Here is a 24976-nt window from a genome sequence, read left to right as displayed (position 1 = left end):
CGGAAGGATTAAATAGTGTCATGCAATTAGCACGATCTAGAGCTAGAGGTTTCAGGAATATTGATAATTTTTGTAATATGATATATTTCTTAGGGAATCACTAATCCATAACTTTTGGCGAAGAACCAAAAAAATACTTTTAGTTCGTTTTAATTTCGATTTTGTAGTAAACTATTACTAGATTTTTTAATTTTGCCAACAGCCAACAGCCAACAGCCAACAGCCAACAGCCAACAGCCAACAGCCAACAGCCAACAGCCAACAGCTATCTATACCTACGCTTTCTTATATAATTAAATCCAAATCCAAATGCAAACAACAAAATCAAAGGCAAACCAATATTCAAAAATTGCCAAAAAGTACGCTCTTCAAAAGCCTTTTGTTTATCAAGAATATTAATTTGTAACGTCTTATTTCTTAATTCTATTAAGCCAACATCATCCAATAAATAATCAACAGCGTTTAATAGAAAGTCTTTATTTCCGAACTGCTCGTTGGTCCATTTATCTCTTGCTAAATCGGTAGGTTTTCCTTTTAAAATTTGATTTTTCCCAACATCACCATCAGCAATTATAATCATTTTATTTTGAGTTGCATTTTCTCTAAAGAGGGAGGTTTCAAAAGGTTTTATTCGATTTTTGTAAGCTGAATTAAAATCACCTTCTAGCAAAACAGCAAATAACTGATTGCCTGAAACATAGTCTTTGTCTTGAGGTTCATTCGCAATAGATTGTAATTCGATGATTGTAGGCATTCCTACTTTTTGAGTTAAAGGAGAACTCATTAATAAAGGCGTTTTTTTGATGTTGTTTTTTAAAGTATCTATCTGATTTGCAAATTGTAACCGTACTGGAGCAATATTTTTTGTGATGGCATGATTCGGATTTCCGCTAACCAAAGGATGGTAAAACCAATCTAAATTTTGAAATTGTGTTTGATTGCCAATTGTACCTGTTGCTAAAGCAATTTTTGCGGCATATAAATCTTTAACCAATGTGGTGTTGATTCTAACTCCGTATGAAAATAACAAATCTGTTAAATTCAAGTCTCTAGGATAGGCCAGCATTCTTCCGTTTTTAAACAAACTATCTTGGTCTGCTTGCACATTGTCTAACATCCACAAGGTTTTACCTCCGTTTGCAATAAATTGATCTAAAGTTAATTTTTCTTTGTCAGTAAATTTTTGAGTGGGTTTTGCAATAAGGATCAAATCAAACGAAGTGAGGTCTTTTAAGGTTTGCTGCGGATTTGTAGCTACAGAATCTAATGTAAATTTCGCTAATTTATATTTTTTAGCAACTTCACTTAAAAAACTATATTGATAGATATCTTGCAATTCGCCGTTGCCTTTAAGGATAGCAATATTTTTACTTTTAGTTTGAATAATAGAACTAATGGCATTGCTAAAACCATATTCTAAATTTTCAATCGCTTTTTGCAATTGCTCTTCCTGACTAGCAACAATTGCATTCGGTAGCAAAGAAACAACGATTGTTTTTTTACCAAAACTTATTTCTGCCCAAGGAAAAATAATGGCTTCAGACAACTTTCCGTCTTCTTCTACTGTTAATTGACTAGGCATCATTCCTCTTTTAATCAAGTCTTCCCGTTGATCGTCAGGGTTTTCAAAATGGATTTTTATGTTTGAATTTTCTGTAGAAAGTTCTTCTAAATATTGTCGTGTTTCAACTTGTAATCTTTTAAATTCTGATGGGAAATCGCCTTCTAAATAAACGGTGATAAAAAGGGGTTCATCAACATTAGAGAGAATTTTATTTGTCGTTTCAGAAAGCGTGAAGCGTTTATCCGCAGTTAAATCGAAACGTTTATAAAAAGACTGATTGATGAAGTTTAAAACAACCAAACCAATAATTAACCATACGATATTTTTGATATTTTTATTCATGGTCTAAACGTGTTTTAGTCATGAATAAAAAGAAGAAAGTTACACTTATAAAGTAGACAAGATCTCGAGTATCAAGTACGCCACGAGAAATACTTTTAAAATGTTCGTTCATTCCTAATTTCTGAATTGTTAAACTATTACTATTGAAAGAATTTGCAATAGCATCAAAGCCGTAAAACAGAAAAAAGCTAATAAAAACACCCAATATAAAAGCTACAATTTGATTTTTAGAAAGTGTAGAGGTAAACAACCCAATAGCCGTGTAGGTTGATGCTAAAAACAGCAAACCAAGATAAGAACCAATGGTGCTGCCAAAATCGATATTGCCAACAGGGTTTCCTAATTGATAAACCGTATACACATACATAAAAGTGGGAATAATTGCAGTACTAACCAATAGGAGTGAAGCCCAAAATTTACCCAAAACGATTTGCCAATCAGACAGTGGTTTTGTTTTTAAAAGTTCAATGGTTCCGTTGTTAAACTCATCAGCAAAACTTTTCATGGTGATTGCCGGAATCAAAAATAGAAACACCCAGGGCGCTAAATAAAAAAACGGAGTTACATCTGCAAAACCAGCATTTAAAATATTAAAATCGTCATTAAAAACAAATAAGAACAAACCGTTCGTCAGCAAAAAAACACCAATAACTAGGTAGGCTATGGGTGATGCGAAAAATGAATTGAATTCTTTTTTTAAAATGGCAAACATTGTTTCATCTATTTAATTATTTAAAAAAGCTTATTTTTAAGAACCTATTTATGTTCTTATAGAGACGGCTATTATTAAAATATGCATCACTTTTATCTACTATAAAAAAAACAGAATTATTATTCTTTACTTCTATTTTTTTGGCAAAGGGTTGTTAGATCTTTCACTATCATACATCCAAGAAAGTATCCACCATCTATTGCCATCATTGTATAATTGAATACTATTGATACCTCTTTCTATAACAGCGCCATTTTTTTCTTTTGTAATTTCATAGGTTGTCCATACGTGGGTTATATTTCCGAAATTTTGTATTTCTCTTTTAATTTCATATTCCCAAAATCCATCTTTAGGGATTCCAAAGCTTTTATGATATTCGGTTAAATTTTGCGATATAATGAAGGGCTTATCGTTTTTATCCTTTCCTGTAACTGATATTAAAGCATTCGGAATATGTAAAGAAAAGTCTCTTTCCCAATTTCTCGGCTGTCCTGCTGGGCCAGATATAACATCATAATAGGCTTTAATAATGCCATCAATCGAAACTACATCTGCTTTTAACGGGTACTCATTTTTGTTCGGTTCTTGTGCATTTCCTATAAAGCACATCAAAAGAAATAGAGCTATTGAAGTTGATCGTTTATGATTCATGGTGGTTTTGTTATTTAAAGTTAACAGTACGTTTAAATATATTAATTTTTTTAGGAACCATAACTTTCGCGCAAAATATTTTTCTTAGGTTTAAACCTGCATGTATGGTTCTTTTTTATAAGTATTTAAATTTTTTATAATTTTGACAAGCTATGATTTTTATCGCTTTTAAAGTATCCTTAATTTTTAAATTAAAGTAATTTTTTGTCTTAAGTTTTATAAAGGGAATAAATCGCTCTTTAATAACGCACTAGAAACACTATTATTTTACGCAGTAAAAAGCATTGATTAGAACTCTTTGTAAATAAGTAAAATGGTTGTTTTTTTCAATCTAAAGTACAATAAAAAAAGCTTCAATATTATTAAAATTAACTTTCAATAATATTGAAGTTCGTGTTGTTAATTTCTCAAAAAACAGCAGCAATTATTTAGGTGCAAATATCTTATGCTTCTTTTCTATAACTGCGATTATTTTCAAAACCTTCGTCTCTTCTTTCAGGATGAAGTGTAAATTTTTGTTGTTCTAACAACGCAATAGAAGCATCGTTGTCTTTGTGTGTAAAAGCTTCAATCGTTTTTAATTCTAATTCTTTAAAGCCAAAATTTAAAACTGCTTTAAAGGCTTCACTCATAAAACCTTTTTGTTGGTGAATAGGATCTATTTCGTAACCAATTTCTGCATAATTCTCTTCATCTTCAAAGTTACGTAAACCAATAGTACCCATTAATTGATGATTACTTTTTGATTCTAGAACCCAAAAAATACCTTTACTATTTTCTGCTAAAGTAGAAATACGATCAATAAAAGCTCTTGCTTCAGAAAGGTTTCTAGGTGTTTTTCTATCAATAAATTCATTAACTTCTTTATTGGTTCTTAATCCGAAGATAGCTTTTGCATCGTCTAAATTTAAGGCTCTTAAAGTTAATCTTGCTGTCTCTAAAACAGGAAAAGGTGTAAAATTGTAATTCATAGTTATTTATATAAATATAGTGAAACCAAGGTTTGATTCAAATCGATTTGTAATATAAGTTTCACTCTCATTTTCAGAAGTATTTGAAGATTTAAGATAATTTAGGCTCAATTCAATATTTGCATTTTTGTTAAAAAAATAGCTTAAACCACCGCCTAAATTTAGCAATAAAAATTTTCTTTTTGTGGTGTTTAACTCATTTGTGCCAAGTCTAAATCGAGTTTTATCTGTACTTCTACCTAATCCATAACTTGCGATTAAAAATGGCTTTATTTTTTTTTCTGAAAAATAAAATTTCACAAAAGGAGCAGCTGAAATTGTATGTACGGTTGATTCGTAACCAAAATCTTTATCGTCAATATCTAAATAACCAAATGCGAAATCTAAACCGATAAAAAAATTATTTTCTATTGCATAACCAATCTCAGGAGATACCGTAAATTCTGTTGAAGAACCAGCATCTCTAGAAAAACTATCACCTTCAATAGAATTAGTATCAAAATTAAAATTTATATTTGTGTTAATACCAATTAAATAACTGCCTTTTTCGGTTTGGCAAAATGTAGTGATGGTCATTAATAAAAAAAGGAATAGCGCAATTTTTTGTAATTTCATGCAAGGTATCGTTTGTATTTAAGTTAAAGATTCTTTTTTGTCAACACTCCAAGCTTCGGGTTTTTCATTGAAATAAGTTTTGGTTTGTTTCCAAGTTTCTTTAAAAAAATCAGAATTTCTATAGTTTTCTAAATCGCTTTCATTTTCCCAATAAGAATAGGTGAAAAATAGTTCAGGATTATTTTTATCTTGATACAGTTCTAGCAATTGGCAACCATCAGAATTTCTGATTAATTGTTTTTTTTCTTCAAACATTGCTTGAAACTCTTTAATATATTTTGAGTGAAAACTCATTTTTACAATTCTTACAAACATGCTTTTATTTTAAAACGGTGTATTCTGGTTTAGAGTCTGTGAAAAAATCAATAATTATAGGGTCTCTGTATTCTAAACCCAATAAGGTAGATGCACCACCAACTGATTTTAAATTACTTCTATAAATGGCAATTTCTAAATACGCCGCAGAATTAAAAATGGCCAATCTGTTGCCATCAAACTGTCTGCTTTCTTGATTGTTATTGCCAGTTATTTCATTGTATTTATTGTAAATTTTAACAAAAGAATACCGAGAAGCTGTTATTCTAAAAGTACGTCCTTTACCAATTTCTTGAAACATTTTCTTACTGATGTTGCTAATCAGATTGCCATAATTATCGATGTATAAAACACCACCAATAATTTGATTTTGTGCCTGATTTACTTTTGGCTGAATTTCTATTAACCTTTTATATTCTTTTATTTCTTTACCGATAACCGTTAAGTTTCCGCCTCTGGCAATAAAACAAGCTACTTTTACAAAAATATCTAACACCGGGAAACTACTTTCTATGCGATCATGAATATTAATTTCTACAATTTTTGTAGGATTAATTTCTGATGCAATCATTGAGATTAATCCGTTATCGGGGCACACAAAAAAATGCCCGTCTAGTTCTAGAGCAATATGTTTATTTTCAGAACTTAACTCAGAATCTACACCCACAATATGAATGGTTCCTTTGGGAAAGCTTTTGTAAGAATTTTTTAAAATATACGCTGTTTCGGTGATGTTAAACGGTGATATTTCATGCGTAATATCCACAATTTTAGCATCAGCAAGCTCAGAATATATAGCACCTTTTACAGCCCCAACAAAGTGGTCTTTTGTGCCAAAATCTGTAGTTAATGTGATAAAAGACATGCTGTTTTTGCTGTTAATTAATTGTGAAAAAGATGTGAACTATTTTTGGCAAATCTAGTCATTTTACTAATTTTAATGCCTATTTTTATTTGAATAAATGAAACTAACTTTTTAATAAAAATAAACCTTTGAACGAACGCATTATAGAGTTAACAGAAATTAACCCGAAAGATTTTTTTGGGCCACAAAATAGTACAGTAGCGCAATTGAAAAAATACTTTCCTAAAATTAAAATTGTTGCTCGTGGGGCTCAATTAAAGATTTTCGGAGAGTCAGACCTTTTAGATGAATTTGAAATTCGTTTAGAACGTTTGATAAAGTATTTTATCCGCTACAATAAGTTGGATGAAAATAGTGTTGAACGTATTTTAACATCAACAGGAAACGAAGAAAAATCTGTTTCTGCTAAAAAAGCCAAAGATATTTTGGTGCACGGCGTTAATGGAAAGCTTATTAAGCCGCAAACAGAAAACCAACGAAAAATGGTTGTAGAGATGGCTAAAAACGATATGTTATTTGCTGTTGGACCTGCCGGAACAGGAAAAACATATACAGCAGTTGCTTTGGCGGTACAAGCCTTAAAAGAAAAAGAAGTTAGAAAAATTATTTTAACAAGACCTGCGGTAGAATCTGGAGAAAATCTAGGGTTTTTACCAGGAGATTTAAAAGAGAAATTAGATCCTTATATGCAACCTTTATATGATGCTTTGAGAGATATGATTCCGCATGAAAGACTAGAATCTCATATAGAAAAAGGAATCATACAAATTGCACCTTTGGCTTTTATGAGAGGTAGAACTTTAGATAACGCATTCGTAATTTTAGATGAAGCTCAAAACACAACCCACAATCAAATGAAAATGTTTTTAACAAGGATGGGTAAGCATGCAAAATTTATTATTACTGGCGATCCTGGTCAAATTGATTTGCCTAGAAAACAAGTTTCTGGTTTAAAAGAATCTCTATTAGCTTTAAAAGATATAGACGGCATTGCGCAAGTATATTTAGATGACAAAGATGTTGTAAGGCATCGATTGGTTAGAGAAATAATTTCTGCTTATAAAAGCATAGAAACTGAATAATGAAAATTAAACAGAAAAAATTATACTTACAAGATGTTTTTTATATTGGGTACTTAGATCTTATCATTATAGGAATTGTGAGTGATGCTATTTTTTAAGGAATTTTTGGGGTCTCTTATATAGATTATACCACAATTTTAGATGCATTAATATCGCCATTGAGTTTATTGATTAATAATTGGATTTTATCATTAGCATTATTTGTAATGTTTGGTTTGATGTATTTGTATTTTACAATAGGGATGCCCAAATTGTATAAATATTTAAGAACTAAAAAGTGGTGTCAAAAAGTTTACGATGTCGAAAAATGGGATAAAAAGTATGCAGAAATGGAAAATAAGAAGCACTTAATACCGAGTATGATGTTTCTGTTTTTTCTTTTATTTGTTCCTATGAGAACGGGTTTAGATCTCGGTTTAAAACACAAATATTTAAATAAAGACATAATTCCAGATCACACTTTGGTGTTTAAAGATAATGCGCAATTGGATATTAAAAAAGTAGGTCAGAATTCTACTTATTTTTTCTATTTTATTACGGGCGAAAAAGTAATTATGGCAGCACCAATTGCAGATAATTTAAAGCAAATAAAAAAAATACAAAAAGAGTAAAACATTTTTTTTTGGGTATAATTTTTGATTTAATTTTTATAAATATTAATTTTACAACTAGTTTATACTTTTATGAGAACCATTTTTGTTTTTCTGTTTATTTGTTTTAGTGCAAAAATAGCCGCGCAATGTCCGGCTTCAGGAAACAATATATTATCTTCTCAAGAAAAAGTAGATGCTTTTGTAAACAGCTACAGCAATTGCAAAATAATTAATGGTAATGTAGAGGTTATTGCAGGTTTAATTGACACAGATAATGGTGGTGAGGTTTCTTCACCCATAACAGATATTACAGGGCTTTATTTTTTAGAAACAATCAATGGCGATTTAAAAATATCAGTTGATGTAGCAGAAATAAACGGTTTTAATAACCTAGTTACTGTAAATGGAGATATTGAAATTACGAGTTCAAATCAAATGACAATCATAAGTGGCTTTAATAAATTAGAGAGAGCAGGTGGTTTAACAATTGCTTTAAATGCAAATTTAGAGAGTGTAGAAGGTTTTGCTAGTTTAATACGAGTTTTTAATAGTTTAGAGATAGGTAATAGCGAGGCTCTCAAAACAATTTCTGGTTTTGATACTCTAAAAAGTTTAGGGGGGCAATTAAATATTAGTCAAAACCCGAAGTTATTAAAGATGCCTGCGTTTAATCTAATTGAAACTATTGGCGAGGATTTAAATCTTACTTCAAATCCTAAATTACAAGAAGTAGTCGGCTTTCAAGAACTTACATACATTGGTAGTGATCTAAATATAGAATCAGCAAAAATTATAGAAGGCTTTTATAAATTACAAATTATTGAGCGTTTTTTTGATATTAGAGGGGTTGGCATAGAACAAATTCCTAATTTTAATCTCTTAGAAAATATTGGTGCCTCTTTTAGAATTCAGAACACGAGTATTCAGAGTTTTGAAGGTTTTAATAGTTTAAAAAAAGTCGGAGAAAAATATTTTTTAGAAGATTGGTTTATTGTCAGTAACAATAGTGTTTTGAATTCTGTAAAAGGTTTTGGTCGGTTTGTAAAGGTTGATGGTTTTGTACAAGTGCAAAATAACCCAAGGTTAAGTGATTGCTCTTGGCTTTGTAATTTAATTAATAATGGCGATGTATCAGGACCGCTTACCATTCAAGATAATCTCGGAAATTGTTTAAACTCTTTGGTGGTTATTTTGATTTGTGATCCAGATTTTGACGACGATGGTATTGCAAATGTGATTGATTTAGATGATGATAATGATGGTATTTTAGATACTTTAGAAGGCAACGGACGTATAGATACCGATAAGGATGGCTATCCAGATAATATAGATTTAGACAGCGACGGCGATGGATGTTTTGATGTTATTGAATCTGGTTTTGAAGATCCAAATAATGATGGGGTTTTAGGCGATTTACCAGATACTGTTCATTTTGATGGCACCATAAGTAACGAAAGTACAGGGTATACAACGCCTTCTGACAGAAATATAAATAGAATTTTTGATTTTCAAGAAGTAAACATATTAAGTGCAGGTAAAAATAATTTTCTAGAAATTTGTCGCAATTCTCCTACTATAGATTTGCTCGATGTTTTAAATGGTTTTCCAGATCCAGGCGGCGTTTGGTTTCCTGCTTTAGCATCTGGCGGTAGTGTTTTTAATCCGACAATAGACCAAGAGGGTATTTATTCTTATACCCACACAGATGCTGTATGTGGCGATTTAAGTGCAGAAATTAAAGTAGAATTTCCATCTAATTTAACCGCAGGTATTAATACAGAGGTTGCTCTTTGTGAGGGAATTGATCAGGTAGATTTATTTAAAGCTTTAGAGGGAAACCCTTCTTCTGGCGGATTTTGGTCACCAAAATTAACAAGCGGAACAAATATTTATAATAAATTTGACGATACAGCAACAAAGTATAACTACGTACTTCTAGATAGAGAATGTGGTACGCTGCAAGCCACAATAACCATAGGTAATTTTTTAAAACCAAATAGCGGAGAAAGTTCTGAAAAGCAAATTTGCGAATTTTCTGAAGAAATGAGCCTTTTTGAAATGCTCAACGGAACTCCAGATAAAGGTGGTGTTTGGAGCCCCAGTTTGCCAAATGAAATGTTTGATCCAAAATCAGATACGCCCGGAATATATACGTACACAATAGATAGTGGATTCTGCGGTATCAGTTCTTCTACGGTACAAATAGAAGTTATAAAAAATAGCGAATTAAATAATGTCATTGTTAACATAAATGACTTTTCCGCAAGAAATAATTGGGTAGAGGTTGTTGTGTCTTCTAAAAGAATCTACGAATATTCAATAGATGGCATTCAGTACCAATCAGAAAATATTTTTAATAATGTTTCTGGTGGCGAGCAAAGAATTTATGTACGAGGTTTAGATGGGTGTGAGTTTTTTGAGAAAGATATTTTTGTAAAAACGTATCCTAGTTTTTTCTCTCCCAATAATGATGGTCAAAATGATTTTTGGCGATTAAAAGATTTTCCAGATCTGCAATACACTATTTATATTTACAATCGTTTTGGTAATTTGATAAAAGAAATAAAAAGTAATACTGGTTTTTGGGACGGAACTCATAACGGCAAAAATGCGGTATCTTCTAATTACTGGTTCAGAGTTGTTTTAGAAACAGGAGAGATTTTAAATGGTAATTTTTCTTTGTTAAGAAAATGATTTCCTAAAAATTAAACTTATTTTTGTTCTCCTATCAATACAACTAAAATAATGAACACAATTAACGAAACTAACTTTAAGTTTTCTAATCAAAAATCTGTTTACAAAGGAAAAGTAAGAGAGGTTTATAATATAAATGATGAGCTTTTAGTAATGATAGCAACAGATAGGCTTTCTGCGTTTGATGTTGTTTTACCACGTCAGATTCCGTTTAAAGGTCAAATTTTAAATCAGATTGCCACAAAAATGATGCATGATACTTCAGACATTGTTCCTAATTGGTTATTAGCAAATCCTGATGAAAATGTTGCAATTGGTCATCTGTGCGAACCTTTTAAAGTAGAAATGGTTATTCGTGGTTATATGTCTGGGCATGCAGCAAGAGAATATAAGCTTGGTAAAAGAGTTTTATGCGGTGTAGAAATGCCTAACGGACTAAAAGAAAATGATAAATTTTTAGCACCCATAATTACACCTTCTACAAAAGCAGCAAACGGCGAACATGATGAAGATATTACAAGAGAAGCTATTTTAGCAAATCAAGTGGTTTCTGAAAAAGATTATCTGATTTTAGAAAATTACACTCGAAAATTATTTAAAAGAGGAACCCAGATTGCTGCAAAACGAGGTTTGATTTTGGTTGATACAAAATACGAGTTTGGTAAAACGAAAGAAGGTAAAATTGTATTGATTGATGAAATTCACACACCAGATTCTTCGCGTTATTTTTATGCTGATGGGTATCAAGAAAGACAAGATAAAGGAGAAGCACAAAAACAATTATCAAAAGAGTTTGTACGTCAGTGGCTGATAGAAAATGGCTTTCAAGGAAAAGAAAATCAAGAAATACCGGCAATGTCTGATGAAAAAGTGACAGAAATATCGAATAGATATATTGAATTATACGAACAAATTACAGGAGAAAAATTTGTAAAAGCATCCACAGAAAATGTTTTAAGTAGAATTGAAAAAAACGTCAATTCTTTTTTAAGAAAATAAATATAAACTGATTAATAAAGACCTGATAGGTTTTAAAAACCTGTAAGGTCTTTATTAAAAGTAGTAAAACAAAGAACCATGATTATAGAACCAAGAACAAGAGGATTTATCTGTTTAACTTCACACCCAACAGGCTGTGATCAAAACGTGATCAATCAAATGGAATACGTAAAATCAAAAGGAAAAATTGACGGCGCAAAAAAAGTATTAGTCATCGGTTCTTCTACAGGATTTGGTTTGGCATCAAGAATTACAAGTGCTTTTGGTTCAGATGCTGCAACTATTGGTGTTTTTTTTGACAAAGCTCCTGTTGCAGGAAGACCAGGAACTCCAGGATATTACAATACTGCATTTTTTGAAAAACATGCACACAAAGCAGGTTTGTATGCAAAAAGTATGAATGGTGATGCTTTTTCAAACGAAATAAAACAGCAAGTTGTAGATCTTATCAAGGAAGATTTAGGTCAGATTGATTTGATTATTTATAGTTTGGCTTCGCCAGTAAGAAAACATCCAAATACAGGCAAAAGATTCAAGTCGGTTTTAAAACCTATCGGAGAAACGTTTACAAATAAAACGGTAGATTTTCATACAGGCACGGTATCAGAAATATCAATAAATCCTGCTGAAGGAGAGGATATTGAAAATACAGTGACTGTAATGGGTGGCGAAGACTGGAAAATGTGGATGGATGCCTTAAAAGCTGAAAACTTATTAGCGGATGGTGCAACCACTGTTGCCTATTCATATATTGGCCCAGATGTTACAAAACCAGTGTATAGAAACGGAACAATTGGCGCAGCAAAAGATCATTTAGAAGCAACAGCTTTTACCATTACAGATGATTTAAAATCGATCAATGGAAAAGCGTATGTTTCTGTGAATAAAGCATTGGTGACACAAGCTAGTTCTGCAATTCCTGTAATTCCGTTGTATATTTCTTTGTTATTTAAGGTGATGAAAGAAAAGGGAATTCATGAAGGTTGTATTGAACAAATTCAACGTTTGTATAGTGAGCGTTTATTTGGAGGCGATTTATCTTTGGATGAAAAAGGACGAATTAGAGTTGATGATTTAGAAATGCGTGAGGATGTACAAGCAGAAATTGCTGAACTATGGAAAAAAGCAACATCAGAGAATTTAGCAGAAATAGGAGATTTACAGGGGTATAGCGATGAGTTTTTTAGCTTATTTGGCTTTAAAGTTCCTGGTGTAGATTATGACGCTGATGTAAATGAGGTTGTGGTAATTCCTAGTGAAAAGTAAATTTTAAAACAACAAAGACTTCACAGGTTTTTAAAACCTGTGAAGTCTTTTTCAACTATAAAACCTTGAAACCCGCAACTTTAAAACAACTTAAAGACGAATTAAAAGACAAATCTGCACTTGAGCTAAAGGAGCTTTGTTTGCAGCTATCTCGATTTAAAATAGAAAACAAAGAGTTACTTACATATTTATTGTTCGAATCTCATGATGAAGATGCTTATATTCAGAAGGTGAAAGAATTTATTGATGTTCAGTTTATAGAGATAAACTCAAATAATTATTATTACATCAGAAAAGCAACTCGTAAAATTTTAACAAAAATAAAAAAACACATTCGCTATTCTAAAAAGAAAGAAACAGAGGTAGCGTTGCTCTTGTATTTTTGTGTTAAACTTAAAAGCATGAAACCTTCTATGAATAGAAGTCAGCGTATTCAGAGCATTTTTGAAACTCAAGTAAGAATGATCAAAAGAGCGATTGATAAACTACATGAAGATTTACAGTACGATTTTAATTTAGATTTAAATAAATTATTAGATAATGAGTAAAGAAAGACCAGAATTACCGGGAATTATAAAACCACGAACCACAGAAATAGAAGGGTTTCAGAATAAAACAATTAGACCGATTATAAAAATGCAGCATGCATTACTCATTGCATTTATAACAAATTATTTTGAAAAAAGGAAAATAGTGTACCCTAGTTTATCCGAAGAGAAAAAGAAATTGAAGATAAAGTCGATATTAGAAAAAGATATTCAATTTAGAAATATGGTTCTTGGCAGTATCATCGGTCATTTTTCTATGGATGAATATGTATATTATATTATAAGTGCATCTGAAATGAACAAAAGAATTATACAAATTACAATTCAAAGATTTCAAGATAGTTTATAAAAGTAAGAAACCGCTGCAGTGCAGCGGTTCCAATCAATCAACCAAAAAACTTCTTTTATTTTAATTCCGTATGGAAACGAAAAGACTTTATAGAAGTATTCCTATATATTTTACTCTAATTTTCTTACCCCAAAGATAACTTATTTTTGTTTAACTTAAGGTTAAAATCGTTAAACATGACTGTTGTTTTTAAAATTATAGCTTTTATCTGGCTATAGAAAGTGGTATTATTCTGGCATTAAAACAGTGTCAATAGCATGCACTATTCCGTTAGAAGCCGCTACGTCTGCAATTACAACTGTAGAAACGTTTCCTTTTGTATCGGTTAGAATAACTTGACCATCTAATAAAGATGCTGTTAATATTCCTCCTTGTACTGTTTTAATTACAAATTTACCATCGTTATCATTAATAGCCTCGATTACTGCCGCTGCATTAAATGTTCCTGAAACTACATGATAGGTTAAAATTGAAGTTAACATTTCTTTATTTTCAGGCTTTAATAATGTAGCAACTGTTCCTTCTGGTAATTTGTCAAACGCAGCGTTAATTGGTGCGAATACAGTAAAAGGACCAGCACTATTTAAAGTTTCAACTAAATCTGCTGCTGTTACTGCGGCAACTAATGTGGTAAAGTTTTCGTTATCTGCGGCAACCCCTACAATTGTTTTAGCTTCCATATCTTTAGCTTCAGGCACTTCTTCTACAGTAACTTTTTCTTCTTTTTTTTTATCGGCATTTTTAGCACAGCTATAAACTGTTATTAGTGATCCGACTAAAAGTAATGTAATCATTTTTGTAATTTTCATTTTTAATTAGTTTAAGTTCTCAACAAAGTTAAGAACTTCTTTGGATATTTTGTTTAATAAAATGTTAAAAATTATGAACAAAAGGTAAAGTATTAATAATATTTAAGTCGCTTTTTTAAAAAGCGACTTAAAATTCAAAAAATAATGTTTTTAATTTTTTTTCGGCATCAGTTTTTTCTGATATTTTCTTTGAACAATATGAACAATAATTAAAATAAGAATTACAAAATAGAACGTGGTTTTACTCATCGGTAGAATTTCATTACCAAAAAGTTTTATGTGCGCTAAATAACCACCTTCTGTAACCAACATAATACCAACAATGAAAAGAATAAACAATGCTAAAACCTTCATACATTTTGTGTTTCGCTAGAAAAGAAGAGATTTTATTCGCCTAAAACAACATTAATAAACCACTAATTACACTGGCGATTGTCATAATTATAAATGCAGTTGTAGCACTTTCAGTTTTACAGGTAAAACCAATTGCTGCTAAAATAGATTCAAAAGAGAAAACTAAAGCCATAATAATGTTGCTTGCAGTAATTCCATTTCATTTTCTGATATTTACCATCGTAAAGTTTTCAAAATTTTGCCCACAATCAAAAGCTAAATTTCTTTTGTTGCTAAATAAATAATCTGCTACCAAATAACACAAGGATGCTCTGCGCGCTCCGCAAATATTTAACCACATTATCTATACCAAAAGTTAAAAACAAAAAGGCTATATGCAATAGTCAATGATAGCATAAAATAAGAGTAGTAAAACAATGTACAAGGCAGTGGCTATTAAAATGCTCACTTTACTAATTATTTTATGCAAATTCAGGTGCTGTTTTAGATTTTAAAGAAATGTATCGTAAATTATCAAAACCAAGAATAGCTTGCAATAACACTAGCATTAGGAGGATAAATAAATCTGCTAACATTTTTTATTTATTGATTAAAACGAACTTAAAGATTTTTTTTTCATTTTTTACAGAACAATTTTTATCTATTAAATTTAAATGCCCTTTAATCTAAAAAAGAGAATTCCATAAAATACGCAAGCTTACAAAAGCAATTAATACCGCAGTTGCTTTTTTAAGTTGTATCGGAGTAAAGTAGCTTTTGCTCATTCTGCTGCCTATTTGTCCGCCCATAAAAACAGTAATTAATAGTATAAATGTTAAATTCCAATTAATATAAAAATCCGGACTTATATATTGACCAACCAATCCGGCTATTGAGTTTACTAAAATAAAAAAACTTGCAGTTGCTGCTATTTTTTTTGGTGTGTCCCAATTGGTTAAATGTAATATTGGAGCTAAAAAAATGCCACCACCAATACCAACCATCCCGGAAATAAAACCAATAAACCCGCCATAGAAACCATTTTTTAAAGGTTTTGAACTGTTACTTTTTTTATCCGAAGAAACGATGCTTTTAGAAATCCACATCGTAATTGCTGCAAATAGCAAGGTAAAGCCCAAAAGAATAAAAAAGAATTGCTGATTTATTTTTAAATATCCGCCTAAAAAGGAGAGCGGAATGCTACAAATGACGATAGGGATTATTTTTTTCCAATTTATTTCTTTTTGTTTGTGAAAGAAATATACATTTCCAAACACAACAACAATATTGCATAACAATGACGTGGCTCTAATTTGTGTAAATGCAATTCCGGTTAAGGCTAAAATAGCCAAATAGCTAGAACCACCGCCAAAACCCACTGAAGAATATAGTATTGAAACTAAAAAGAAAAGAAATATTACGAGGCTGTAATTGGTAAATAATTCTATCATATTAATTTATTGAAAGCCTCTAAAGTAATGCATACTGATTTGGACTACCTAGTAAATTTGTGACTATTTTACGAGTTTACTTTTTTAATAAATCCTCTCAATTTTATTTCCATTTCTAGAGGTGAGAGATATCCTAAACTAAAATGTAATCTTTCGTTGTTATATCAAAGAATATAGTCTTTAATAGACTCGTATAATTGATTATAAGACGTAAATTTAAATCGGTAGAGCCCTTCGTATTTGATTGTTTTAAAAAATTTTTCAGCTACAGCATTCCTTTTTTATTAAATGCTGCGCTTTTATTCTCAATATCAAATCTTTCCTGCTCATACTTTGGGTTATTTTAAGATTAAAGTTACAGAGATTAGTCATTTTGTTTGATGTATACTGGACACCTCTATCTGAATGAAAAATAAATTTATTGCTAATACTTCTTGTTTTTCGAGCTTTAATCCAAGCTTTCATTACCGTATTTTGTGTAGTCATATCTTCATTTAAAGACCATCCAATAATCTTTATATCAGCAAGATTTATGATGGTTGTTAAATAACTCCAATCATCATTAACTTTAATATAAGTGATATCAGATACTCGCTTTTCTCCTAATTTAAGACTAGAAAAATATCTACTTAACTCATTTTCAGTAACTAAATATTTATGATTAGAGTCAGTTATAATTACAAATTTTCTTTTTAAAACACTTCTTAAACCCATTTCTTTTATCAGTAGTCCGATGTAAGAGCGGGAATAAATCAAGCCTTCTCGTTCTAGTTTTTTTTGAATTCTATAACTACCATAAATTTCTCTACTTTGCTCAAAAATAACATTTATCCTTTCTTTTAGATACGTTGTCGGTGTTTTTAAAAATATACTATCTTTGTTTTTAAACCAAAGATAGTAAGTGTTTTACTAACTTTCATTAATCTACACGTCTTTCAACTACATATATATTAACATTTTCTAAAATGAATTGATATCTTATAAGTCGCTCTTGGATATTTGATATTAAGAGGAGAAAACATCGTTTTCGGGTTGTTTGCTCATCACCTTTTTTAAGATGTCACGTTCCATCGTTACATTCTTTAATTAATTCTTTAGTGCTTTAAGCTCTTGAGCTTCTAGAGATATTTCTTTCTTTTTGGAAAAATCTCTTGATTTCACCTTGTATTCTCGCTTCCAACGCCCAACCATGCTAATGCTTAAGCCATAATCCTCACTAACTTGTTTGATCGTAATACCTAATTTAATAGTTCTACGATTATAACTTTAAATTCATTGTCATACTTTTTTACTATACCTCAACTATAAAATTAATAAGCTCATAAAAATCGTCACACCAATGGTAGACACTAAAGAAAGATGTAAAGAATTAGATGAAAATAATTTTAATCCTATTCTTAATACTTGTTAATTGTTTGCGTTTTCTAGTCAATAACTTTTATAAATATTGAATTTAAAGATAAATAATGATAATATCTTCAGAATAATACCCCCAAAGATGTTCATGTTATCATTATTAAAAAATAGTTTTTAATAATATTTATTTCACAAACTACAATCTCTCATCAATAATACATTGTAAAACTTTAGGGTTTAAAAGTGTAGAAACATCCCCTAAATTATCCATTTCATTAAAAGCTATTTTGCGTAAAATACGACGCATAATTTTCCCGAACTTGTTTTGGTAATCCTTCTGAAAATTGAATTTTATCTAATTTTGCTATTGTCCTTATTCTGTCTGCAATTAATTGATTGATTTCTTTTTTTAAGTTATCGTGATTCCTGCTTTCTCCTATGTCTTTTAAAGTTACATAACTGCATAAAACACTGCCCTTAATATCATGCGGAAAACCTACAATAGCATTCTATGTCTATTTTTACAAAGGAATATTACCATGTTTCCGTTTCGGTCTTTCTACTTCTTTATGCTCTAGCATCGCAAAGGCTTTAATTAATTTACGTCTCGTATCTTTTGGTAAAATTACTTCATCGATAAATCCACGTTGGGCTGCACTATAAGGATTTGTAAAAAGCGCTGCATATTCAGCTTCTTTTTCTTTCCATTTTTCTTCTGGATTTTCTGCAGCTTTAATTTCGCGTTTAAAAATAACTTCAGCAGCTCCTTTTGCTCCCATAACGGCTATTTCTGCGCTTGGCCATGCAAAATTCATATCAGCTCCTATATGTTTTGAGTTCATAACATCATAAGCGCCACCATAAGCTTTTCGAGTAATTACGGTTACTCTAGGCACTGTCGCTTCACTAAAAGCATAAAGTAATTTTGCTCCATGCACAATAATACCATTCCATTCTTGATCTGTTCCTGGTAAAAAGCCAGGCACGTCTTCTAAAACTAAAAGAGGAATATTAAATGCATCGCAAAAACGGACAAAACGTGCTGCTTTTTTAGAACTATTTACATCTAAAACACCTGCTAAAAATAGCGGTTGATTGGCTACAATACCAATACTTCTCCCTCCCAATCTCGCAAAACCCACAATAATATTTTCGGCATATTCTTTATGAATCTCGTAAAACGATTCTTCATCGATAATTCCAGAGATTACTTCATGCATGTCATAAGGCTTATTGGAATTATCAGGAAGTACATGCGATAGGTTGTCTCTAATTTCATCTTGTAATTCAAAAGGCAATAACGCAGGCGTTTCGGTATTATTTTGAGGTAAATAACTTAAAAGATTCTTGATGTCTTCTAAACATGCTGCATCATTTGAGGAGGTTATATGTGCAACACCAGATTTGGACGCGTGCGTACTTGCACCTCCTAATTCTTCACTAGTTACTTCCTCATTGGTTACTGTTTTTACGACATTCGGACCCGTAACAAACATATAACTGGTATTTTCTACCATGATCGTGAAATCTGTTAATGCAGGCGAATATACAGCGCCACCAGCGCAAGGTCCCATGATTGCTGATAGTTGCGGAATGACTCCGGAAGACTGTACGTTTTTATAAAAAATATCGGCATAACCAGCAAGAGAACGAACTCCTTCTTGAATTCTGGCGCCACCAGAGTCATTTAATCCAATGATAGGCGCACCAACTTTAAGTGCTAAATCCATAATCTTGCAAATTTTTTCGGCATGTGTTTCTGATAAAGAACCGCCAAAAACAGTAAAGTCTTGTGCAAAAACATAGGTCAATCTTCCATTTACAGTTCCATAACCTGTTACAACACCATCTCCATAAAAAACTTGATTTTCCATACCAAAGTCTTTCGTTCTGTGAACCACTAAAGCACCAATTTCTTCAAAAGAACCTTCATCTAAAAAGTAGAAAACTCGCTCTCTTGCTGTTAATTTTTTCTTTTGATGTTGTGTATCTATTCTAGCCTGTCCGCCACCTAAATAGGCTTTCGCAAGTTTTTCGTTAAGGTTCTTTATTTTAGATTCCATTTATGATGTGCTTTTTTAAAGAATTTATCTTTGTTTGAATAAGACTTCCATTTTGATTTTTTAAGTTTTGCCAATAGCCAATAGCCAATAGCCAATAGTTAAAAACTAACAGCTAAAAACTAACTATTTCAAAGGCAATCGTACTAATTTTTGATCTTTTATATATTGTTGTACTGCAATAAGTGCAGCAATTTTAGCTTCTTTTTGTTGCTTACTTTTTAAAGCTTCTGGCGTGTAGTATTTCTTTACAAAATGCGTGTCGAAGTTTCCTGAGCGGAACGCATCATGCTCGCAAACAAAACTTCCGAAAGCCAAAGTGGTTTGAATACCTTTAATCTGATAATTTTGAATGGCAGTAATCATTAATTCGATCGCTTCTTCTCGTGTTTTTCCGTAAGTTATTAATTTAGACAACATCGGGTCGTAATAAATAGGGATGTCCATTCCTTCTTCAAAACCATTATCCACACGAATATTTTTACCTTCGGGAGTTTTGTAAACCTCTAAATTTCCGACACTTGGTAAAAAATCGTTTAAAGGATCTTCTGCATAGACACGTAATTCCAAAGCATGTCCATTAATTTTTAAATTATCTTGTGTTATGGGAAGTTTTTCACCACGAGCAACACGAATTTGTAATTCTACCAAATCCGTTCCCGTTATCAGTTCAGAGACAGGGTGCTCTACTTGCAGGCGTGTATTCATTTCTAAAAAATAGAAATTATGAGCATCGTCCAATAGAAATTCTACAGTGCCAGCGCCAATATAATCACAGGATTTTGCTACTTTAATGGCAGCTTCGCCCATTATTTTGCGCAATTCTGGAGTTAAAACAGTCGAAGGTGCTTCTTCAATTACTTTTTGATGACGACGCTGTATGCTGCATTCGCGTTCAAAAAGATGCACCACATTGCCATGTGTATCTGCCATTACTTGAATTTCGATATGTCGAGGTGAGCTTACATATTTTTCTATAAAAACAGCACCATCACCAAAGGCAGAGGTCGCTTCACTAATTGCTCGATTCATTTGCGATTCAAATTCAGCTTCTTTTTCGACCACACGCATTCCTTTTCCACCGCCACCTGCAGAGGCTTTAATAAGAATTGGGAATCCGATTTGTTTTGCTGTTTCTTTTGCTTTAGCGATATCAGTAATGGCTTCCTCGGTTCCCGGAACCATCGGAATATTGTAGGCTTTTACAGCTTCTTTTGCTGCTAATTTACTGCCCATAATTCTAATGGCTTTTGATTTAGGACCAATAAAAATGATGTTATTATTTTCACAAGCTTCAGCGAAGTCCGCATTTTCAGATAAAAAGCCATAGCCCGGATGGATCGCATCGACTTCTAATTTTTTGGCAATTTCAATAATTTTATCACCTAATAAATACGATTTACTAGAAGGCGCTTCACCTATCAAGATAGCTTCGTCTGCAAACCTTACATGCGGTGCATTTCTGTCTGCTGTAGAGAATATTGCAACGGTTTTTATGCCCATTTTTTTTGCGGTTCGCATAACACGGATGGCAATTTCTCCTCTGTTGGCTATTAATATTTTTTTCATTTATTGGTTTCTTGAAGCTAAAGTGTATATTTTGTTTCTACAAATTGGCATATTAAAAAGCACATGGTGTGCCTATTCAAATTCTATTAAAAGTTGGTTTTTGTTCACGTTTTCGCCATTGGTAACCGAAATAGATTTTATAATACCTGCTCTTGGTGACGTTAAAGTGTTTTCCATTTTCATAGCTTCTAAAATAATTAACGGATCGAATTCTTGTACTTCTTGTCCAACTTTTATACTAATAGCTACTATTAACCCTGGCATTGGAGCTTTAATTTCGTTTACTTTTTTAGTGGTTCCAATTTCAAATCCCATTTCTTTAATTAAAGTATCTAACTCATTAAAAATGTTTACGTTATAAGTATTGTTATTTACTTTTACCGTATATTTTTTTTGATTAAAATTAGCTTCAGTAATCTCGGCTTTGTATGAATTATTTTGCTGTAAGACGTGAAACTCTGCATCTGAAACTTTGAACGAGTCTAGGTTTAAAACAGTTTTTTCATCAATTTCAAAATCAGAAGTGTTGTTTACTTTTACTTGATAGGAATTTTTCAATTTTTTGTAATTTATTTTTTCATCGTAAATATAATTATTCTAAAGGTTTCTGTTTAAGTAATTTGCAGAAACATCATTAATTTGATATATTTTTAGTTAAAAAATTATAAAGCTATTTACTTATGTAAATTTATTTTAATTGATATGTATTGGTTTTTGTACAAGAAAATGACTTTAGATTTACGCGAAGTTTTTAAAAATGAGCATGAAAAATTATGCGACGTATCTTATGCAAAATAGTATTTATGTGAGATTGCGTAAACTATGTAGGCCAACAAATTTATTTTAAACCTTACAGATTTATAAAACCAGTGAGGCTATATTAAGAGATTTATTCGAAAAAGAGGGTAGTTGTCAATCTTTTTGTTAATATGTCATGGTTCTTTTGAATGGCATATAAATTGACAATTACAAATTAATTACATTGTTAAAATAAATTATGCAACATTTAAAAAATAAAGATTCAAAAAAAGAAAGTAAAAGACCAAAAGTATCTATTCTTAAAGCCTTTAAAACGATTATTTGGCCAAAGCGAAAATTAGTTTTTATCGGTTTAATTTTGATTGTTTTTAGTAGACTTTCTAGTTTGGTTTTGCCTTGGAAAAGTAAGGCGTTACTGGATGATGTGATTCCGAATAAAGATTATGATCAGCTGTATAATCTATTGCTAATTGTTGGATTGGCAATTTTAGTGCAATCGATCACTTCCTTTTTATTAACAAGAATTTTAAGTGTGCAAGCACAGTTTTTGATTTCTGAATTAAGAGCACAAGTGCAAAAGAAAGTACTGTCATTACCCATAAGTTTTTTTGATAATACCAAATCTGGCGCATTGGTTTCTAGAATTATGAATGATGTAGAAGGCGTTCGGAATTTAATAGGAACTGGTTTGGTGCAATTAGTTGGTGGTACAATTACAGCGGTAATTTCAATGGTTTTATTGATTCAAATTAGTCCTTCAATGACCTTTTTTGTGCTAGTTCCAGTGGCTATTTTTGGAGTGTTAGCTTTAAAAGCATTCAAATATATTCGTCCGATTTTTAGAAATAGAGGCGTTATCAATGCAGAAGTAAACGGTAGGTTAGTAGAAACTTTATCGGGAGTAAGAGTCATTAAGGCTTTTAATGCAGAAGCACAAGAAAATGAAGTTTTTGAAAAAGGGGTGGATAAGTTATTTCAAAATGTAAAAAAGAGCTTAACAGCGACTGCTTTAATGACAAGTTCATCCACTTTTTTATTAGGAATTGCTTCCACTGGAATTATGGGAATTGGAGGATATAAAATTATAACAGGCGAATTAACGGTAGGAGATTTTCTATCCTTTACCTTATTACTTGGTTTTATGATTGCACCAATTGTTCAAATGAGTAATATTGGGAGTCAATTAACAGAAGCGTTGGCAGGTTTAGACAGAACAGAAGAGTTAATGAATATGGAGGCAGAAGAAGATGATGAAGAAAGAACCATTTCTCTAAAAAATATTGAAGGAGAAATTGTTTTTCAGGATGTTTCTTTCGCTTATGAAGAAGGAAAGGATGTGTTGAATAATATCAATTTTAAAGTTCCTTCGGGCTCTGTAACAGCTTTGGTTGGGAGTTCTGGTTCTGGAAAATCTACCATTGCTGGTTTGTCTGCAACATTCTTGAATCCGAAATCGGGTACAATTACAGTTGACAATCAAGATATGTCTAAAGTAAAATTATCAAGTTTTAGAAAACATTTGGGTGTTGTTTTGCAAGATGAATTTTTGTTTGAGGGCACTATCAAAGAAAATATTTTATTTCCAAGACCAAACGCAACCGAAGAAGAATTACAAGATGCGGTAAAAGCAGCGTATGTTAATGAATTTACAGATCGTTTTGAGTATGGTTTAGATACGTTAATTGGAGAAAGAGGTGTAAAACTTTCTGGTGGTCAGCGTCAGCGATTGGCAATTGCGAGAGCAATTTTGGCAAATCCGAAAATAATAATTTTAGACGAGGCAACTTCTAGTTTAGATACGGAAAGCGAATCTTTAATTCAGAAAAGTTTATCAGAATTGGTAAAAGACAGAACTACGATTGTTATTGCCCACAGATTGAGTACTATTAAACAAGCAGATCAAATTTTAGTCATTGAGTCTGGTAGTATTGCCGAAAGAGGTACTCATGATGAGTTAATTGAAGCCAAAGGCAGGTATTTTGATTTGTATACCTATCAGTCGAAGATATAATTGAAAAGTTTTATAGGAGTTAAAAACATTTCGATACTATTTTGTAAAAAAAAAACAAAACTACTCGATGTTACATTATGTTTATACTCGACTTAAATTAGAAGAAACTGTCAGTTCGAGTAAAATTTCTTTTTCAGAAATTTTGTATCGAGAACATTTTATTTAATAAATAGCTTAAAATTTTTACCATAAATTTGTAGTTAGTTATTAAAAATATCGACTTGGTAAATTCTTAAAATCAACACAATCAATTATGAAAAAAGTTGCATTCTTATTTGTTTTATCATTAGTCATACTTTCTTGTAAAAGTGAAGCTAAAAAGGAGTCAAAAAAAGAAGAAACTAAAGAAGTCGTAAGAGAAAATTTTCCGGATGAATTAGGAAAAGTATTTCAAACTCACGGAGGGATTGATACTTGGAGAAAAGCACAAACACTGTCATTTAACATAGGTGAAGAAGTGCATACTTCTGCTTTGCATTCGCGTAAAATAGTGATCAATTCTCCAGAATACTCTTTAGGGTTTAACGGGAAAGAAGTTTGGCTAGACCAAGAAAATTCTGATTCTTTTAAAGGGAATAAAGATTTTTATTACAACTTGTATTTTTACTTTTATGCGATGCCTTTTGTATTGGCCGATGAGGGCATTATGTATGAAAAAGTAGACGATTTAGTTTTTCAAGAAACTAGCTATCCTGGTTACAAGATTTCATATAAAGCAAATGTTGGTTCTTCGTCAGATGATACTTATATAGTGTATTACAACCCAAAAACATTTCAGATGGAGTGGTTAGCCTATACCGTTACTTTTAAGTCTAAAAAGCCAAACGACTCCTACCATATTATTAAGTATAATATATGGCAAAACACTAGCGGATTGATTTTGCCAAAAGAAATTACTTGGTATAAAATAGATGAAAAAGGAATGCCAACAGTTCCTGAAAGACCAGCAACAGAATTCACATTACCACTAATAAGTAAGGCTAAATTGGCAGATGCATTTTTTGAAAAGCCAGTTGTTCAGTAGGGTGTTTTTAAAAACTAAATTTATTTTTAAAAGGGATT

Annotated in this window: 24 protein-coding genes and 2 pseudogenes; 10 read left to right on the top strand and 16 right to left on the bottom strand. The window is 31.4% G+C overall.

The features are described from left to right. Positions 1-104, top strand: a 104-nt coding sequence (locus ES044_RS10140) for a transposase (protein ID WP_147118358.1), incomplete at its 5' end; no start/stop codon positions are given. 161 nt (positions 105-265) lie between these two features. On the opposite strand, the gene gldG is transcribed toward ES044_RS10140, so the two are convergent. The 7 genes from gldG to ES044_RS10105 all read right to left on the bottom strand — a co-directional run bounded on the left by gldG (position 266) and on the right by ES044_RS10105 (position 6035). Then, on the bottom strand, positions 266-1906 hold the full coding sequence (gene gldG, locus ES044_RS10135; RefSeq protein WP_147118359.1) for a gliding motility-associated ABC transporter substrate-binding protein GldG: 1641 nt from the start codon (positions 1904-1906) through the stop codon (positions 266-268). Next, positions 1899-2618, bottom strand: coding sequence for a gliding motility-associated ABC transporter permease subunit GldF (gene gldF, locus ES044_RS10130; protein WP_147118360.1), 720 nt, complete (start codon positions 2616-2618; stop codon positions 1899-1901). The genes gldG and gldF overlap by 8 nt, the downstream gene beginning before the upstream one ends. A 132-nt stretch (positions 2619-2750) precedes the next feature. Beyond that, positions 2751-3269 (bottom strand): hypothetical protein, encoded by a 519-nt coding sequence (locus ES044_RS10125; RefSeq protein ID WP_147118361.1) that lies wholly within the window; start codon positions 3267-3269, stop codon positions 2751-2753. Between the two features lie 443 nt (positions 3270-3712). Further along, positions 3713-4240, bottom strand: coding sequence for a GNAT family N-acetyltransferase (locus ES044_RS10120; RefSeq protein WP_147118362.1), 528 nt, complete (start codon positions 4238-4240; stop codon positions 3713-3715). 6 nt (positions 4241-4246) lie between these two features. Continuing rightward, entirely contained in the window at positions 4247-4855 is a 609-nt protein-coding gene (locus tag ES044_RS10115) for a DUF6850 family outer membrane beta-barrel protein (protein ID WP_147118363.1), read from the bottom strand. A gap of 18 nt (positions 4856-4873) precedes the next feature. Further along, complete coding sequence (locus tag ES044_RS10110; RefSeq protein ID WP_147118364.1) at positions 4874-5170, bottom strand: putative quinol monooxygenase; 297 nt, start codon at positions 5168-5170, stop codon at positions 4874-4876. A 4-nt stretch (positions 5171-5174) separates the two neighbouring features. After that, complete coding sequence (locus tag ES044_RS10105) at positions 5175-6035, bottom strand: S-adenosyl-l-methionine hydroxide adenosyltransferase family protein (RefSeq protein ID WP_147118365.1); 861 nt, start codon at positions 6033-6035, stop codon at positions 5175-5177. Positions 6036-6163: 128 nt separating this feature from the next. Here ES044_RS10105 and ES044_RS10100 point away from each other — a divergent pair, with 128 nt between their 5' ends. From ES044_RS10100 to ES044_RS10070, 7 genes are all read left to right on the top strand, one after another. After that, a complete protein-coding gene (locus ES044_RS10100; protein ID WP_147118366.1) occupies positions 6164-7117 on the top strand; it encodes a PhoH family protein in 954 nt (317 codons plus the stop codon). Between the two features lie 158 nt (positions 7118-7275). Continuing rightward, positions 7276-7728 (top strand): hypothetical protein, encoded by a 453-nt coding sequence (locus ES044_RS10095; protein WP_147118367.1) that lies wholly within the window; start codon positions 7276-7278, stop codon positions 7726-7728. Between the two features lie 72 nt (positions 7729-7800). Further along, on the top strand, positions 7801-10404 hold the full coding sequence (locus ES044_RS10090) for a T9SS type B sorting domain-containing protein (RefSeq protein ID WP_147118368.1): 2604 nt from the start codon (positions 7801-7803) through the stop codon (positions 10402-10404). A 51-nt stretch (positions 10405-10455) separates the two neighbouring features. Then, a complete protein-coding gene (locus ES044_RS10085; protein ID WP_147118369.1) occupies positions 10456-11403 on the top strand; it encodes a phosphoribosylaminoimidazolesuccinocarboxamide synthase in 948 nt (315 codons plus the stop codon). 78 nt (positions 11404-11481) lie between these two features. Further along, complete coding sequence (gene fabV / locus ES044_RS10080) at positions 11482-12669, top strand: enoyl-ACP reductase FabV (RefSeq protein ID WP_147118370.1); 1188 nt, start codon at positions 11482-11484, stop codon at positions 12667-12669. A gap of 65 nt (positions 12670-12734) precedes the next feature. Next, positions 12735-13217 (top strand): hypothetical protein, encoded by a 483-nt coding sequence (locus ES044_RS10075; RefSeq protein ID WP_147118371.1) that lies wholly within the window; start codon positions 12735-12737, stop codon positions 13215-13217. Beyond that, positions 13210-13566 carry a glyoxalase gene (locus ES044_RS10070; protein WP_147118372.1) on the top strand — a complete coding sequence of 119 codons (357 nt, stop codon included), beginning with the start codon at positions 13210-13212 and terminating at the stop codon, positions 13564-13566. Before ES044_RS10075 ends, ES044_RS10070 begins: the two co-directional genes overlap by 8 nt. Before the next feature lie 227 nt (positions 13567-13793). Here ES044_RS10070 and ES044_RS10065 read toward each other — a convergent pair whose 3' ends face one another. The 9 genes and pseudogenes from ES044_RS10065 to ES044_RS10030 form a co-directional block, all read right to left on the bottom strand. Next, positions 13794-14375 (bottom strand): fasciclin domain-containing protein, encoded by a 582-nt coding sequence (locus ES044_RS10065; protein ID WP_189663200.1) that lies wholly within the window; start codon positions 14373-14375, stop codon positions 13794-13796. A gap of 150 nt (positions 14376-14525) precedes the next feature. Beyond that, complete coding sequence (locus ES044_RS18900) at positions 14526-14729, bottom strand: hypothetical protein (protein WP_223269126.1); 204 nt, start codon at positions 14727-14729, stop codon at positions 14526-14528. Positions 14730-14769: 40 nt separating this feature from the next. Next, the gene (locus tag ES044_RS19250) at positions 14770-14901 is read right to left on the bottom strand and encodes a hypothetical protein (RefSeq protein WP_262712411.1); all 132 of its coding nucleotides are present in this window, start codon (positions 14899-14901) and stop codon (positions 14770-14772) included. Between the two features lie 493 nt (positions 14902-15394). Continuing rightward, the gene (locus ES044_RS10055) at positions 15395-16159 is read right to left on the bottom strand and encodes a sulfite exporter TauE/SafE family protein (RefSeq protein WP_147118373.1); all 765 of its coding nucleotides are present in this window, start codon (positions 16157-16159) and stop codon (positions 15395-15397) included. A 68-nt stretch (positions 16160-16227) separates the two neighbouring features. After that, positions 16228-17454: pseudogene (locus ES044_RS10050) on the bottom strand (IS3 family transposase). 257 nt (positions 17455-17711) lie between these two features. Continuing rightward, a pseudogene (locus tag ES044_RS10045) lies at positions 17712-18024 on the bottom strand (AMP-binding enzyme); the annotation flags it as partial. A 12-nt stretch (positions 18025-18036) separates the two neighbouring features. After that, on the bottom strand, positions 18037-19578 hold the full coding sequence (locus ES044_RS10040) for an acyl-CoA carboxylase subunit beta (protein WP_147118374.1): 1542 nt from the start codon (positions 19576-19578) through the stop codon (positions 18037-18039). Between the two features lie 123 nt (positions 19579-19701). After that, complete coding sequence (accC, locus tag ES044_RS10035; protein WP_147118375.1) at positions 19702-21144, bottom strand: acetyl-CoA carboxylase biotin carboxylase subunit; 1443 nt, start codon at positions 21142-21144, stop codon at positions 19702-19704. A gap of 72 nt (positions 21145-21216) precedes the next feature. After that, positions 21217-21702, bottom strand: a complete 486-nt coding sequence (locus tag ES044_RS10030; protein ID WP_147118376.1) for an acetyl-CoA carboxylase biotin carboxyl carrier protein subunit — start codon at positions 21700-21702, stop codon at positions 21217-21219. Positions 21703-22141: 439 nt separating this feature from the next. Between ES044_RS10030 and ES044_RS10025 the strand changes: the two genes are divergently transcribed. Both ES044_RS10025 and ES044_RS10020 read left to right on the top strand, forming a co-directional pair. After that, a complete protein-coding gene (locus ES044_RS10025; protein WP_147118377.1) occupies positions 22142-23914 on the top strand; it encodes an ABC transporter ATP-binding protein in 1773 nt (590 codons plus the stop codon). Positions 23915-24167: 253 nt separating this feature from the next. After that, positions 24168-24938 carry a DUF6503 family protein gene (locus ES044_RS10020; protein WP_147118378.1) on the top strand — a complete coding sequence of 257 codons (771 nt, stop codon included), beginning with the start codon at positions 24168-24170 and terminating at the stop codon, positions 24936-24938. Positions 24939-24976 lie beyond the last annotated feature (38 nt).

Origin of the sequence: Polaribacter sp. IC066, assembly GCF_007997085.1 — a bacterium.
Classification (GTDB): Bacteria; Bacteroidota; Bacteroidia; order Flavobacteriales; family Flavobacteriaceae; genus Polaribacter.
Note: the sequence above shows the minus strand (reverse complement) of the source record. Positions and strands in the feature narration are given on the sequence as shown.